Source organism: Bacteroidia bacterium, assembly GCA_020852255.1.
In the GTDB taxonomy this organism is placed as follows: Bacteria; Bacteroidota; Bacteroidia; order JADZBD01; family JADZBD01; genus JADZBD01.
In genome coordinates this window covers 203,221-218,651 of sequence record JADZBD010000002.1, presented here as the reverse complement: position 1 = coordinate 218,651, position 15,431 = coordinate 203,221, and the positions used below count along the sequence as shown (strand labels likewise).

The following is a 15,431-nucleotide window of genomic DNA, read 5'->3' as shown; positions in this document are numbered from 1 at the left end:
TGGAAGTATTGACCGCTGAGATGCAACGGAGAACCGCAAGTAAGAAGACACAACATTACACCTATGAAGAGGTTTTAGCGGCATGTATAGAATATTTTAACGGAGATGAACTGGCAGCTACCACCTGGATGAATAAGTATGCCATGAAAGACAACATGGGATACTTTCTGGAGATCATTCCGGATGATATGCATTTGAGAATGGCCAGCGAGTTTGGTCGCATTGAGCGGAAATACAAATCCAAAGCTTCACTGAATGGCGATATAAAGAATCTTTCTGCATACGGGCAGGAGCGCGGAGAGCTTACGGAGAAGAAGATCTACGAGTTATTTAAAGACTTTAAATATGTTGTGCCGCAGGGCAGCGTGATGTCGTCGTTGGGTAATCCCCACCAGATTGCTTCCCTTTCCAATTGTATTGTGCTTCCCGAAATATTTGATTCCTACGGAGGAATATTTTTCACTGACCAGCAGATGGCACAGTTGTTCAAGCGACGCTGCGGGGTAGGGGTGGATCTGTCTACCCTTCGTCCGGCCGGTATGGGCGTGTCCAATTCGGCAGGAACCACCACGGGAGCCGTTTCATTTATGGAGCGTTTCTCCAACACCACCCGCGAAGTAGCACAGAATGGCCGCCGCGGAGCACTGATGATTACCCTGGATATCGCTCACCCCGATGTGGAGCAGTTCATCACAGTTAAACAGGACCTTTCAAAAGTTACGGGTGCCAACATTTCCATTCGCCTTTCCGATGAGTTCATGAAGGCAGTTGCGGAAGGTAAAGAGTTCAAGCTGCGCTGGCCGATAGATTCCCAGCAGCCGCAATACGTGAAAATGGTTGATGCAAGGGATTTGTGGAACTCGATTGTGAAGTGTGCGCACAATACAGCTGAACCCGGACTTATCTTCTGGGATCGTCAGCATCATTATTCCACCTCTTCCGTGTATCCCGGTTTCAAGAACGTTTCTACCAACCCCTGTTCTGAAATTGCCATGCAGGGTGGCGACAGCTGCAGGTTGATTGCGATTAATCTGTACAGTTTTGTAGAAAAACCTTTCTCCAACAAGGCGAAGTTCAATTACAAGAAATTCGCTGAAGTAACCTATGAGGCCCAGCGCCTGATGGATGATCTGGTTGATCTGGAGCTGGAAGCCGTAGAACGAATCCTCGGCAAAGTGGATCAGGATCCTGAACCCGACTTTATCAAAATGGTGGAGAAACAAACCTGGGAGCTTCTCTATAATTCCGGAAAGAAGGGGCGCAGAACCGGACTCGGCTTTACTGCACTGGGAGATACCCTGGCAGCGCTTGGAATGAAATTCGACTCGGATGAAGCCCTCAAGGAAGTAGATAAGATCATGCGTGCGAAGTGTGAGGCGGAGTTCAACAGCTCCATTGATATGGCGATCGAACGCGGGAAATTCGAAGGATTCAGCCCTGCTATCGAGAAAAACTCTGAATTCATCAGCATGATGCAGGATGAGTTCCCCGAACTCTGCCAGCGCATGATGAAGCACGGCAGAAGAAACATTTCCATCAGTACGGTGGCTCCTACCGGCACATTGAGCATTCTGGCACGTTCGTCCTCAGGACTCGAACCCGTCTTTATGCTCTCCTACAAGCGCCGCCGCAAGGTTAACCCACAGGAGAAGAACGGGCGGGTAGATTTTGTAGATAAAATGGGAGACTCCTGGCAGGAATTTACCGTCTATCATCCGAAAGTGAAAACATGGATGGATGTAACCGGGCAGGAGGACATCTCCCAAAGCCCGTATTTCGGATCTACCGCCCCTGAAATTGATTGGGAAAAGCGTGTACTTCTGCAAGCTGTGGTGCAGAAGTACACCACCCATTCTATTTCCTCTACAATCAACCTCCCGGAAGATGTGTCTGTGGAAAAAGTAGGAGATATCTATATGGAGGCCTGGAAGAACGGACTTAAGGGAATCACCGTTTACCGCGAGGGATCGCGCAGTGGCGTTCTTGTGGCTACCGATAAAAAGAAGAAGGAAACCACGCAGGAAATTGTAGAAACCCGTCCCCCGAAGCGCCCCAAAACACTGGATGCGTCTGTTGTGCGTTTCATGAACCACGACGAGAAGTGGATCGCTGTGGTGGGAATACTGAATAACCGCCCCTACGAGATTTTCACAGGAAGAGCAGAGGATTCCTTCAGCATCCCATCCTGGGTAGATAAAGGATGGATTATCAAGAATTCGGGTGAGGATGGAAAAAAGAGGTACGATTTCCAGTTCATGGATAAGGAGGGATACCGCGTAACAATTGAAGGTCTCTCCCGTTCATTCAATAAGGAGTATTGGAACTATGCAAAACTGCTTTCAGGCATCCTCCGCCATGGTATGCCATTACCTCATGTGGTGGATCTGATCGAAAACCTGCATCTCTATAACGAAAATATCAATACCTGGAGAAGTGGCGTTGAGCGCGCCCTCAAGAAATTCATCCCCGATGGCACCAAGGCTGCAGACAGAAGATGCAGCGAATGTGAAAGCCCGGACGGACTGGTTTATGAGGAGGGATGCGTAAAGTGCAAGAACTGTGGTAGTTCCAAGTGCGGATAGGCCTAAGGGAATAAAACTTGTCACATAGATATGTGACAAATACCGTTAACTTTGCAGGATTACCCTTTTTAAGGCAGGGTCGGTATGCAGGCGATTTCCCCACATACGTTTCATATTCCGGTAATGGGCTTGGGCTACACGGTAGATACACCGGTAAAAGTAGCCCGCTTCGGAATCAATTCCGTGGTGTCCATTATTCAGGATCAGCTGCTCGAGCAAATGCGAAAGTATTACCTGGAGCAGCGCCGGGAATCGTATGAACCTATTCCGGGATCAGATCCCGACCACCGCTGGAAAAGAGTAAGGGAATACCTCGACCTTCTAAAAAAGATGGTGGACGAGCAGCTTAACCGCCTGCGCATGGAACCCTTCGAAGAGGGAAGGGAAATCATGAAGTATTTCAGAATGCTGCCCTCCGGACACGAATTGCGCGAGCGCTTTATGAGCTTGCTTGATCTTACCGGGAATAAGAGGAAAACGGAAGAGGATGCCCTTCGTGAATTTATTACCCCGGGTTCAATCGATGTGAATATCATGACCAAGATCGACTCCCCGGCCTTCGACCGTGAGGGTAAGGTGCTCCCCTATGAATATTCACTGGCTGCAGCCGCACTCAAAGGTTTTGGCATGAGCACACTCCGCTCTTCTGTGGTGCTCTCTGCGGGTATGAACCCCAGGCTGTATTCATTCATCACCGGCTTTGATGACTTCTTTCCGGATAAGAACGGGAAAATTAATAAACGAATCATTCTTAAGGTAAGTGATTTCCGTTCCGCCGATATTCAGGGAAGATTCCTGGCAAAAAAGGGAATTTGGGTTTCCGAATTCAGAGTGGAGTCGGGCCTCAATTGCGGCGGGCACGCATTTCCAACCAACGGTTTGCTCCTGGGGCCGATTCTGGAAGAATTTCTTGCCGGAAGAGAGCGGCTTCAGTCGGAGTTGTTCCGTTTGTGTAATGAATCCCTTAAAACCCTCGGAAAGCCTTCCCTGGCAGAGGATGAAACCATCCGGCTCTCAGTGCAGGGCGGAATTGGTACATCAGCTGAGGACAATCTGCTGCGCGAATATTATGGCGCAGATTCAACCGGCTGGGGAAGTCCATTTCTTCTGGTGCCGGAGGCCACTAATGTCGATCGCGGTACTATTGCTGATCTGAATGCGGCAAAACCGGAAGATTATTTTATCAGCCATGCCAGTCCGCTGGGAGTGCCCTTCCATAATTTCCGGAAAAGCTCAGGACAGAAGAACCTCAAGGAGCGGATTCAGGCCGGCCGGCCCGGAAGTCCGTGCTACCTGCGTTTCTTGTCCTTCAACACAGAATATACGGATAAACCCATCTGCGTTTCTTCCCGTCAGTATCTTCATGAGAAGAGCCGGGAAATCCAGAGCGGAACGGGAAGTGAAACGGAGAAGCAAAATATGATGCGGGAGATAGAGGAAAAGGAATGTTTGTGTGAAGGACTTTCTGTTACTGCCCTCCTGTGTAATAATATCCCGGTACCGCATAATCTGGAAGCGGTAACTATTTGCCCCGGTCCCAATCTCGCATATTTTTCCGGCACTTATACATTGGAGGAAATGGTGGATCATATCTACGGCAGAAAAGCTATCCCTCTATCGCCTCTCCGTCCGCACTTTTTTGAAAAGGAGTTTTCTCTCTACAAGAATTATATGGAGCAGTCGGAGCCGCGGGACCGCAAAGGCTTCACGGAAAATCTCGCAGCCGGCGTGGAGTATTACAATGAGCTGAAAAAGAGACTTTCTCATTCTGGTCTGAAGGGACTCAACGCCCTTACTTTTAATGCGGCTGCTTATTCCGAAACGGAAATCAAACTGCGGAACTGAAGATCTGTGTAGTTGGCAGCGCCCTCCACAATTTCGCATCGAACGCCATACAGATATTTCGGAGAAACGTTCTCCCACGAAGTGTTACTTCCATACTGTTTGGACCCAGCCGCACCAGTCCGTCACGTTCAAGTGGTACCAGCCGTTCAATACATAGCGGCAGAACTTCACACTGGTCTCTGGACTGATCCCAGGAGGTCCGGAACCTGCACATGATATTCAAAATATGTTTGCGAAGTACAAGATCCTCCCCGTCTAAGAGATGTCCTCTGAGAACAGGAAATTTTCCGGCCAGTACTGTTTGCTCATATTCCTCCACCGTTTTTAAATTCTGAACGTACGCATCCCAACAGTCGGAAATGGAGGAAACACCAAGCCCGATCATTACCCTTGTGTAATTGTGGGTATATCCCATAAAATTACGGTGCAGCTTTCCTGTGCAGGATGCCCGGAAGAGACTGTCCTGTTCCAGAGAAAAGTGATCCATCCCGATATCGTAATACCCGTTCTTCTGAAACAATTCCCGTCCTATCTCATAAAGCTCACGCTTTACCTCGTCTGCAGGAAGATCCTTTTCTGTGAACTTTCTTTGACCGGGTTTTACCCATGGAACGTGTGCGTAAGAATAAAAAGCAATCCGGTCGGGTCCTAAGTTCAGCACATGGTTCGCCGTTGTGCGTATGCTCTCTCTTGTTTGAAACGGGAGCCCGTAAATCAGATCAAAATTTACAGATGTATATCCGCATTGGCGGGCCATTTCTACCGATTGCCGTACCTGCTCCATAGACTGCATGCGGTGAATCGCATCCTGCACCTTGATGTCAAAATCCTGAATGCCGTAACTCACCCGCCGGAAACCAAGCTGATAAAGCGTTTCCAGGTGCTCTCTGGTTGTATTGCCGGGATGCGCTTCAAAACTGAATTCCGCCTCGGGATGATGTTTCGCTCCCAGCATAATTCCTTCTATCAGCATGCGCAGATGCGCGGGGCGAAAAAAAGTAGGGGTGCCTCCTCCAAGATGGATCTCGCGGATAACCGGTTTTCCGGGCAATGCCTCAAGATACAATTCCCATTCCCGCAACAGCGTTTCGATGTACGGTACCTCAACGGCATGATTCACCGTTATTCGTGTGTTGCAGGCACAATACGTGCAAAGTGTTTCACAAAACGGAAGATGAATGTATACACTGATGCCATCCTTTTCGTTGCTGATCTCAAACGAGTTTCGTAAACGCAAGATCCACTCTGCAACCGGGGGAGCCTGCTTGTCCCAGTAGGGCACGGTCGGATAGCTCGTGTACCTGGGAGCCGCAACGTTGTATTTTTTGATCAGGGGATCCATTCAGCCGAAGCGTTAGCAGTTTCATAAAGCACAAGCCGCTCCAGCTTTACATGGGAAGGTAAAAGCGGCTGAAGTTTCCGGGCTATTTCACACACCAGGTTTTCGCAGGTGGGCTGGAAGGGAAATACAATAACCTTTTCAACGGAACGAACCATGTTGCCCAATGCAAGTGGATCCGACTGATTCAGGATCAAGGCGTGATCGAACAGCGCAAGCACCGACCCTTCTATCAGCCGGTCAAGTTCAGAAAAATCAATCAGCATTCCATCCTTCGGATGCCCGGGCTCCGTTCTGGGTTCGCCACCTAACACCACCTTCAGCCGGTAAGAATGACCATGAATATTCTTGCACGGACCATCATGCCCGTGTAAACAATGCGCTGCCTCAAACTTATAGAGCTTCCGGATCCTGATTTTGCCCATGACCCGCAAAGTTCCTATGACCTTTTGTGGCAGGATATGACATTGGTCAAAATTCTGCCCCCGGACACAAAGTAAAACCTGATGCTTGTCAGTTTTTCGGCCTTTTGAATGACCGGTGTCATTGCTGAATATGAGAAGGAGTAGGAATTTCAGGCGGTGGAAACTGCAAAAACCCTGTCCATGGATAAGGAGATTATTTCCTTCCTGGCGGTGCAGGGTGAGTTAACGATTGCCTTGTCGGACGACGGACGACCCTATGCCGCTTCCTGTTTTTATGCCTTTCAGAAAGAAACAGGGTATTTAATTTTCAAATCGGAATTGCATACGCATCATATACAGGTTGGCCTGAAGCATGCACAGGTGGCAGGAACGGTGGTAGAGAAGAACCGTTTACCGGGAATCATTAAAGGAATTCAGTTCACGGGAATGCTTAGTCTTGCCAGGGATATGGAGAAGGAAAGAGCACAATCCACTTATTACGGACGTTATCCTTTCGCGCGCGCGTTTTCCGGCGAGCTGTGGATCATACGTCCTGACTGGATTAAAATGACAGACAACACCCCGCTGACAGGGGGGAAGAAAATTTGGAAATCAACTGAGCATGGAATATAAAACGATTATTGAGCCGTTCAGGATCAAAATGGTGGAACCGATCCGCATTTCTAACCGTTCGGAGCGTGAAGGGTATCTCGCGAAGGCCCACTATAACCCCTTTCTTCTTCAGTCGGAGCAGGTGATGATAGATTTTCTTACAGACAGCGGAACTTCCGCCATGAGTTCCGGGCAATGGGCGGGTATTATGAACGGTGATGAATCCTATGCCGGCGCCCGCAGCTGGCAAAAGATGGAAAAAGCAATTAAGGAGCTTACCGGGATGCCGTATATTTTTCCTACGCATCAGGGCAGGGCAGGGGAACGGATTCTGTACGGGGTACTGGGTGGGAAAGGAAAATGCTTTTTAAGCAACACGCATTTTGATACTACACGTGCAAATATTGAATTTACCGGCGCGGAGGCACTGGATATTGCAGTGCCGGAATCATCTCGCCCCCAGGAGATCCATCCTTTCAAAGGGAATATGGATAGTACGAAGCTGGAGTCAGAGATTCGTGCGCGGGGTGCGGAAAATATCGGCGGAGTTATACTTACCGTCACAAACAACAGTGGCGGTGGGCAGCCCGTGAGCATGGAAAATGCCAAGCAAGTAGCAGCGATTTGTAAAAAGTTTGGCGTGCTTTTTATTTTGGATTGTTGCCGCGTAGCGGAAAATGCCTACTTCATAAAGGAGAGAGAAAAGGCATACGCTAATTCATCCTATGAAGCCATTGCGCAGGAAATGTTCTCTCTGGCCGATGCTGCCGTGATGAGTCTGAAGAAGGATGCGTTGGTGAACATGGGCGGATTTCTCACCCTGCGAAGCGAAACCCTGGCAGAAAAATGTAAAAACCTGCTGATCATAACCGAGGGATTTACCACCTATGGTGGTTTGTCCGGCAGAGATATGGAAGCCATCGCGATCGGTCTGAAAGAAGTGTTCGATCCGCATTACCTTCAATACCGGATCGTGAGCACAGCTTACCTCGGTGAGAAACTGCATCAGATGGGCGTTCCTGTAATGAGGCCGTCCGGGGGCCATGCCGTTTACGTGGATGCCAGGGCTTTTTACTCCCACATTCCTGTGCATGAGTACCCGGGACAATCACTCGTATGCGAACTCTATCTGGAAGGCGGTATACGATCGGTAGAAATTGGTTCAGTGATGTTTGGGAAGTATGATCCGAAGGGTCAGCTCATCCCTGCGCCGATGGACCTGGTCCGGCTGGCCATACCCCGCCGGGTTTATACTCAAAGCCATATCGAATACGTTATCGAGGTTTTCGGAAATCTGCTCAGAAGTAAGGGAAAAACAGCAGGTTACAAGATAATCCGCGAGCCGAAGTTTCTGAGGCATTTCACCTCAGAGTTCGCCCCCCTGAATCCGGGCTAGGCCATAGCCTGAGAAAAGTCATATTTTTAGGGGTTATTATAACGGAACTTAGTGCCACCAAATGCCCTGGACGTGCCTAGTGTTTTTCTGAAGGACATACCACCCTGTGACCGCTGTGAATCAGCGCATCAGTCCATTTTCTGCGCCCTTTCCAAGCCGGAACTCGGGGCCTTGTCGGAAGGGAAAACTGTGATCAATTACAAGAAGGGCCAAATGATTTTTTATGAGGGGAATCATCCTCAGGGTCTCTATTGCATTTATTCCGGTAAAGTAAAGATTCATAAACTTGGACAGGATGGGAAAGAGCAGATCCTTCGCCTGGCACGGAAGGGTAATGTGATCGGTTACAGGGCCATTCTCAGCAACGATCATTATCATGCTTCAGCCACGGCACTGGAGGATTCTCAGATCTGTTTTTTTTCAAAGTCCGCCTTTCAATTAAAGATAATAAGCAATCCGGTGCTGGCCGAGCAGATAATACGGCTCTTGTCGAATGATTTAAAAGCAGCCGAGCAAAAAGCGCTGAACCTGATCCAGAAACATGTGAAAGAGCGAATTGCGGAAACTTTACTGGTGCTGAAAGATTTTATCGGACTGGAGCCGGACAATTCGACTTTCAATTGTGTGCTCACCAGGGAAAGCATTGGTTCCATCGCGGGAACAACTACAGAAACCACCATCCGGGTATTATCGGAATTTCAGAAGAATGGGGTCATTGAGATTGTGGGAAAAAAGATCCGTATTCTGGATTTCCATGCATTGGTTCACATCGCCAATCTTACCGACTGATCGCTGAGGCGAGCAGTTCCATTTGACGTACCAGATCCTGCTTTTGCGTTTCTCCCAGTTCACGGTCAATATCTTCAAACCGGAAGTACATTTTTTCCTTCTCTGAGCTGCTGAGTTGCGATGCTGCGATTTGGAACAATTCGTCGTTCTCAACAGCAATATGATCCAGCAGGGCTTCCGAGTAAATCGCGAGACTTTGCTGTGCGCCGGAAAGATCTCCGTTGTGCAGCTTCGCGGAGGCTTCCCGCATCATTTCCCGCATGGTCTCATGTTGCTCCAGCATTTCCTTCAGGATGCCGTCTTCCAGAAGGGGAGAAGTTTCTCCTAAGAGTGGAAACAATAACTCCTCCTCTTTGTGATGATGATAACGGTCTGCATATTCGCGAAAGAACAGGATCAGTGTTTGCAGTGAGTTTCCCTTCAGCTCATCCTTTTCCTGTGAACGAATCAGGTCTTTCAGGGTGTTTACCGCTTTCAGGATGATATCATGCTCATCCATGAGGTATTGTACGGGATCATGATTCATAGAAGTCCAATTTCATGAAAACTTCGCTGTATAAAAACGCTGATCATTTTTTTGCGGTAATCCCTGCTGAATACATCATTGTCCACGATACGTGCTTTTTTGAGCACTGCGGATAGCAGCTCATCCTTTTCTGTGGCAACCCCCTCAACACTGATGGGGCGGGGGTCAACGCCTCCCAGAACCAGCTTTATTTTTCCGGTACGCTGAAGTGCAACGGCCGTTGTCAGAGAACTGAACTCCATGCTTTCCCTCTTTCTCAGTTTCTTAAAAATAACCTTTGTTCCCTCCGGAGCCGGAATATGAATGGACTTGATGAGTGATGTTTTTTTGAAGTGGTGTGGTTTCAGTCCGTCACCGGTATAAATATCTTCCAGTGGGGTAATGTAACTGCTTCCGTACTCAATCACTTCTACGGACGCATTCACGCTGATCAGCGGAATGGCCAGGTCTGAAACGAAGCGTGAAAAGCACTTTTTTGCGCCGCCGGTAGCGATGCAGATATCTCCCTCGCATTTCAGGCAAAATCCTACGGCTTCTCTCCACCAGGCACTTTGGTTATAGAAAATACACCGGTTTTCACATAGAATATTTCCGCCAACCGTTGCCGTTTTCCGGATCACCGGACTGGCAATAGCGGCCGCAGCGGTACTTAACCAGGGGGCATTAGCGGCAATCTCCGGATGGCGGGTGAGTTCTTCAAGGGAAACCACCGATCCGATCTTGAGGTTTTTACCGGTTTTCTGAATCTGCCGCATTTCCTCCACACCTGTGATGTCGATGAGGCAACGTGTGTCATCATTCCCCTGAAACTTATTGACCATTACATCTGTTCCGCCGGCAATGAATCTGAAATCAGATTCATTCTCATGTGCCATTTGAACGGCGTCCTCAATACGCACAGGGGTCAGGTATGTTTTTATTTGACTCATATCAGGCTTTTTCTAAGATCGGATTCTGTGAATTTTTTTCTCTTAGTTTGCTGAGAATATCTTCCGGAGAAATCGGAAGCCGCGTAATCCGGACACCGGTGGCATTATAGATGGCATTCGCTACGGCGGGTATAACCGGATGCAGAGCTCCCTCCCCGCATTCTTTTGCTCCGAAGGGTCCTTCCGGATCCTGACTTTCTATGATGTGTGTATGGATGTCAGGTGTGTCAAGCGAGGTCGGTATGCGGTAGTCAAGAAAGTTATTATTGAGCAACAAGCCATTGTGGTATTTCATCTCCTCTGATAGAGCCTGACCGATTCCCATATGCCATGAGCCTTCCAGCTGTCCTTCTACGGCAAGCGGATTCAGCGCCTTTCCGCAGTCGTGGGCTCCCCAAACATTAAGAATCTTCACGATGCCCGTATCCAGATCCACTTTTACTTCGGCCACACAGGCCCCGAAAGAATAGGAGGGACTCAGTCCGGCACCGGCGCCTTTAAAATCACCGCCAAGTTTCGGGGAGATATACTTTCCGCTCACTGTGAGTGCTCCCCGTCCCGCCGTAGCCACAGCAATGGCTTCCTCCCAGGTCATCTTCACCTTTCGATCGTTGCTGCAGACCATATTGTCAGCAAAAACAATCTCTTCAACAGGCAGCTGGAATTTTTTGGCTACTGCATGGGCGATTTCATTGCGCAGATTCTCTGCCGCTTCTCTTGCTGCGTTTCCGGCCATGAATGTTACACGACTGGAATAGCTTCCCATGTCAACGGGAGTCAGCAGGGTGTCGGCGGCAAGCACAGCGGTTTTTTCTAAATCAATGCCCAGTACCTCGCTTACCACCATGGCCAGCATGGTATCACTGCCCTGTCCAATATCGCTGGCACCGGAAGACACCACCACCCGGCCATCAAAATCTACTTTAAGATGCACCACACTTTGCGGCAGTTCATTCCAGATGATGGGAAGCGCGCTTCCGCTGATAAAAAATCCGCAGGCTACACCCATTCCGGTTCCTTCCGGCATTTTGCCGTAGCGTTTTTTCCATTGTGAGCCTTCCATCACTGTTTTGAGTGCTTCCTGGCTTCCGTTGGAAGTGATGCGGTATTGACCTACAGTGGTAGAGTTGCCGCTTATAAAATTCCGCATACGCAGTTCACAGGGATCGATGCTGAGATCACTGGCCAGCTGATCCATCAGACTTTCAACTGCGAACCGGGAATTGACGGCTCCATGGCCGCGCATTGCTCCGCATTGAGGTTTGTTGGTATACACCCGGAAGGTGCGGAATCCAAAATTGTCGATCTTGTAAGGTGCCTGCAGTAAAACGCCGTTATAATAACTGGTCACCACTCCGAAACTTCCGTATGCACCGCCGTCAATCTCAATCTGTGCATCCAGCGCTTTGATTTCTCCCTTGAGACTCATTCCCATGGCCACTTTCATGCGCGACGGATGCCGTCCGTGATTGGTCAGAAATACTTCCTCCCGTGTGAGTCGTACACGCACAGGTTTCCCGGTTTTGCGCGCAAGATGACTGATGATTATTTCATGTGGGAATGGGTCGCTCTTTCCGCCGAATCCTCCTCCCACTATTGGCTTGATCACCCGCACCCTGGTGAGCGGCACTTCCAGTACTTTTGCAAGTGCCCGGTGCAGATAGTGGGGTACCTGCGTTGCAGTGATAATGGTGAGGCCACCCTCATCCCACCAGGCTGTGGCGGCATGTGGTTCGGTAAATGCATGATTAACTCCTTCGAAGTCGAATGACATTTCTGCTATCCGGTCGGAGGCCGCCAACCCGGCATTCTGATCTCCAAACCGGAGCTCAGCCTTTTTATGAATGTTATTATTAAACTTGGTGTGGCTGTGAATTTTTTCTGATTCACCTGCATCGTTTATAGATTCATCAATATTGAGGAATGCCGTGATCGGACGATAGGTCACTTTAATCTTTTTTATGGCTTCCGCAGCGATTTCCTCTGTGTCTGCGGCTACTGCGGCTACGATCTCTCCGGTATACCGTACCTTTTCAACTGCCATGGCGGTCTCGTCCTGCGAAATCGGTAACACCCCGAAGCGAATCGGAAGCTCCCGTCCTGTGGCGATGTACTGTACGCCGGGCATTTTCATCGCAGCACTGATATCCAGTTTTTCAATATGAGCATGCGGATGCGTGCTGCGGAGAAATTTGCAATGGAGGGCATCGTGCGTGTGAATGTCATCGGCATACCGTGCCGTGCCGCTGACCTTTTTCTCTACTTCGATATACGGCCGCGGTACGCCGATTCCTCCCGGAATCACGCGGGGCTTCTGCTTTTCACCTTTGCCTGCCTGTTTTTCTCTGGCATATTCAAGTACTGCTTCCACAATTTTCTTATAGCCGGTGCAGCGGCAGACATTGCCGGACAAGGCTTCTTTTACTTCGAGCGGAGTGGGTGTCGGATTTTTCTCAACGTATTCCAGGGCTGTCATCACCATACCGGGTGTGCAAAATCCGCATTGAACGGCACCTTTTTCGGCAAACTTTTTTTGCAGGGGGTGAAGACTGCTGTTTTCTGCCAGGCCTTCGATGGTAATAATCTCAGCACCGTTGCAGCGCATCGCAGGGGTGATGCAGCTGAGAACAGCCTTGCCGTTGAGCAGAACCGTACACGCTCCACAGCTTCCCTGATCGCAGCCTTCTTTGGTTCCGGTCAGCATGGCCTTCTTACGAATCAGGCTCGAAAGCATTTCATGCTCCGCGGCCAGCAGATCGTATTGTTTTCCGTTAATCTTAACTTTAATGTGTTTCATGAGATAGGTTTCAGATTCCGGCACCAATGGACTTACCCCCGTCTACGTACAGGGTTTGCCCGGTGATGAATCGGGTTTGTTCGTGAAGAAGAAAGGATACCGCCTGTGCCACATCTTCCGGATTTCCCATGCTCCGGGTAGGTTGGGCCTGAATCAGCTTTTCCCTTACTTCGGGTTTCAGCTTTTTAGATAGCGGTGTGTCAATGAGTCCCGGAGCCACCGCATTCACAAGTACTCCGTTTTTCCCCAGTTCCAGCGCAAGCACACGGGTAAGTGCCACTACACCCGCCTTGGAAGCGGAATAATTCGACTGGCCGGCATTGCCCAGCCAGGCCCTGGAGGCGATGTTCACGATGCGCCCCGACTGCTGCTCTCTCATCACGGATGCTGCTTCCCTGCACATGAGCCAGGTGCCGCGCAGGTTGATATCAAGCACAGCATCAAACTCTTCAGCAGTCATTTTCCAGATCATGTTGTCACGGATAATTCCGGCATTGTTTATCAGCGCGTCCACCCTCCCGTATCTTTTTACTATTTCCCTGAACAGCGCCTTTACAGTTTTTTCCTTACCGATATCCGCTTTGGCGAAATGAAGGTCCTTCTTGCCGAAGGATGCCAGGAGCTTCTTTCCCGCTTTCGCGTCAATATCCACGGCCACGGCTTCATAGCCATCTTCAATCAGCCGCCGGAGGATCGCCAGGCCAATTCCATTACCGGCTCCGGTGATTACCGCAATTCTTTTTTCCATTTTTTTGTTTTGTTCTTCACTTCAATAAGCCGGGCGATCACACTTACGGCGATCTCCTCCGGTCCTTCCGCACCAATGGAGATACCCACGGGCATTTCTACTCTGTTTAGTTGTACTTCACTGATCCCCGCTTCCAGAAACATTTTCCGCGTGACCTCACATTTTCTCCGGCTTCCGATCATGCCAAGCCAGGCTGTTTTTTTCTTCAGGAACTGAAACAGGATTTCCCTGTCGGAAGTGTGATCATGGGTCATAATGCACACATATGTGCGCTCATCGGAAGGAAGTGAGGCCAGGGTGTGATCATAAAAAATATTCATTTTATTCACTCCGGGTTCTTCCACCGCGTGCAGGTAGTCAAAACGGTTATCTGCCAGGTAAACATCAAAACCCGAACGGACTGCCAGATGGGCCAGTGCTTTTCCGGTGTGCCCTGCTCCGAAGATATACAGGCGCAATGGTTTCTGAACCGGCTCCATGTAAACGTCCACCGTGCCGCCGCAACACATGCCGTGTTGGTGCAGAAGATCATGTCTGCTCGTTCGGGACTCCCCGTTTCGTATCACTTCAATGGCTTCCCGTATCACGTGCTCCTCCAGCGCCCCGCCTCCGATGGTTCCCCGTATGCTGCCGTCCTCAAACACAATCATTTTTGCACCCACTTTCCGGGGCGTGCTTCCTTTCTTCCCTACAATAATGCAAAGCACAGACTCCCGTGGATCGGTGCCTGCCTTCTGTAACTCTGCTGAAAGATCATTCATGCAGAAACTGTTTGAAGGTATTTGAAATATTCATCACGCGTATTGAGATTGCAAAGCACATGATCCGCCTCGCTCTGTACTTCAGTTCTGGGATAACTTCGCAGAAACTCACGAAGATGGAGTTCCTTTTCCGGCTGCCCCCGGAGGTCATTGAGTACTTTTCGGGGAAGCAGTATCGGATGACCGCTCTTACCCCGGTATACAGGAACAGTTATTCCATCCGGATTCGCCGATTGGATCATCCGGCTCAGCAGTGATAGGTCCGCCGGAGGATTATCTACGTTCTGAAGAAAGCAGAAGTCATGATCTTTGAGCTGCCGTAGTCCCAGCATTAAGGAATGTGACCGCCCCAGATCCGGTTCATGGTTTACAACCAAACGGGCCTTTCCGGAGAGCCGGGATAGAAATTCATCCCACCCCCCTCCGACTAGGTGGTGATTCACAACTATATAGACGGTGGAGATGCCGGCCTCCAGATACTGATCGGTTATCTGTTCTGCCAAACAACGGCGTTTTAATAATAAGAAAGCCTTAGGGTACTGCATTCGCTCCGAATGCCCACCTGCCAGGATCAACGCTCCGTGATCCGATATGCCCGGTTGCCGATCCACCAGAACGAAAGTACCCCCGCCACTAAAAAAAATATATGACGATGCTCATAGTTTTATTTTCACTGGAAGATTTATTTTGTTACAAACCTGAA

Annotated in this window: 13 protein-coding genes; 5 read left to right on the top strand and 8 right to left on the bottom strand. The window is 49.5% G+C overall.

Annotated elements, in window-relative coordinates; genetic code table 11:
• Positions 1-20 precede the first annotated feature (20 nt).
• On the top strand, positions 21-2,582 hold the full coding sequence (locus tag IT233_01675; protein MCC7301328.1) for an adenosylcobalamin-dependent ribonucleoside-diphosphate reductase: 2,562 nt from the start codon (positions 21-23) through the stop codon (positions 2,580-2,582).
• An 84-nt stretch (positions 2,583-2,666) separates the two neighbouring features.
• On the top strand, positions 2,667-4,427 hold the full coding sequence (locus IT233_01670) for a hypothetical protein (GenBank protein ID MCC7301327.1): 1,761 nt from the start codon (positions 2,667-2,669) through the stop codon (positions 4,425-4,427).
• Here IT233_01670 and hemN read toward each other — a convergent pair.
• Positions 4,411-5,769, bottom strand: coding sequence for an oxygen-independent coproporphyrinogen III oxidase (hemN, locus tag IT233_01665; protein ID MCC7301326.1), 1,359 nt, complete (start codon positions 5,767-5,769; stop codon positions 4,411-4,413). The two genes, IT233_01670 and hemN, sit on opposite strands and share 17 nt — an antisense overlap.
• Entirely contained in the window at positions 5,757-6,191 is a 435-nt protein-coding gene (locus IT233_01660; GenBank protein MCC7301325.1) for a 6-carboxytetrahydropterin synthase, read from the bottom strand. The genes hemN and IT233_01660 overlap by 13 nt, the downstream gene beginning before the upstream one ends.
• A 156-nt stretch (positions 6,192-6,347) precedes the next feature.
• Here IT233_01660 and IT233_01655 point away from each other — a divergent pair, with 156 nt between their 5' ends.
• Genes IT233_01655 through IT233_01645 form a run of 3 tightly spaced genes read left to right on the top strand, consistent with a single transcriptional unit; the run spans position 6,348 to position 8,967 of the window.
• Positions 6,348-6,803 (top strand): hypothetical protein, encoded by a 456-nt coding sequence (locus IT233_01655; protein MCC7301324.1) that lies wholly within the window; start codon positions 6,348-6,350, stop codon positions 6,801-6,803.
• Positions 6,793-8,178 (top strand): tryptophanase, encoded by a 1,386-nt coding sequence (locus tag IT233_01650; protein MCC7301323.1) that lies wholly within the window; start codon positions 6,793-6,795, stop codon positions 8,176-8,178. The genes IT233_01655 and IT233_01650 overlap by 11 nt, the downstream gene beginning before the upstream one ends.
• 51 nt (positions 8,179-8,229) lie before the next feature.
• The gene (locus tag IT233_01645) at positions 8,230-8,967 is read left to right on the top strand and encodes a Crp/Fnr family transcriptional regulator (GenBank protein MCC7301322.1); all 738 of its coding nucleotides are present in this window, start codon (positions 8,230-8,232) and stop codon (positions 8,965-8,967) included.
• Here the strand turns inward: IT233_01645 and IT233_01640 are convergent.
• From IT233_01640 to IT233_01615, 6 genes are read right to left on the bottom strand one after another with little or no spacing between them, the layout of a single operon-like run.
• Complete coding sequence (locus IT233_01640) at positions 8,957-9,493, bottom strand: hemerythrin domain-containing protein (protein ID MCC7301321.1); 537 nt, start codon at positions 9,491-9,493, stop codon at positions 8,957-8,959. The two genes, IT233_01645 and IT233_01640, sit on opposite strands and share 11 nt — an antisense overlap.
• Positions 9,490-10,422: an FAD binding domain-containing protein gene (locus IT233_01635; protein MCC7301320.1), complete on the bottom strand. Its 933-nt coding sequence runs from the start codon at positions 10,420-10,422 to the stop codon at positions 9,490-9,492. The genes IT233_01640 and IT233_01635 overlap by 4 nt, the downstream gene beginning before the upstream one ends.
• Before the next feature lies 1 nt (position 10,423).
• The gene (locus IT233_01630) at positions 10,424-13,219 is read right to left on the bottom strand and encodes a molybdopterin-dependent oxidoreductase (protein ID MCC7301319.1); all 2,796 of its coding nucleotides are present in this window, start codon (positions 13,217-13,219) and stop codon (positions 10,424-10,426) included.
• A gap of 10 nt (positions 13,220-13,229) precedes the next feature.
• Positions 13,230-13,967 (bottom strand): SDR family oxidoreductase, encoded by a 738-nt coding sequence (locus IT233_01625; GenBank protein MCC7301318.1) that lies wholly within the window; start codon positions 13,965-13,967, stop codon positions 13,230-13,232.
• A complete protein-coding gene (locus tag IT233_01620) occupies positions 13,946-14,728 on the bottom strand; it encodes an XdhC family protein (protein MCC7301317.1) in 783 nt (260 codons plus the stop codon). The genes IT233_01625 and IT233_01620 overlap by 22 nt, the downstream gene beginning before the upstream one ends.
• Positions 14,725-15,339, bottom strand: a complete 615-nt coding sequence (locus IT233_01615; GenBank protein ID MCC7301316.1) for an NTP transferase domain-containing protein — start codon at positions 15,337-15,339, stop codon at positions 14,725-14,727. Before IT233_01615 ends, IT233_01620 begins: the two co-directional genes overlap by 4 nt.
• Positions 15,340-15,431: the final 92 nt, after the last annotated feature.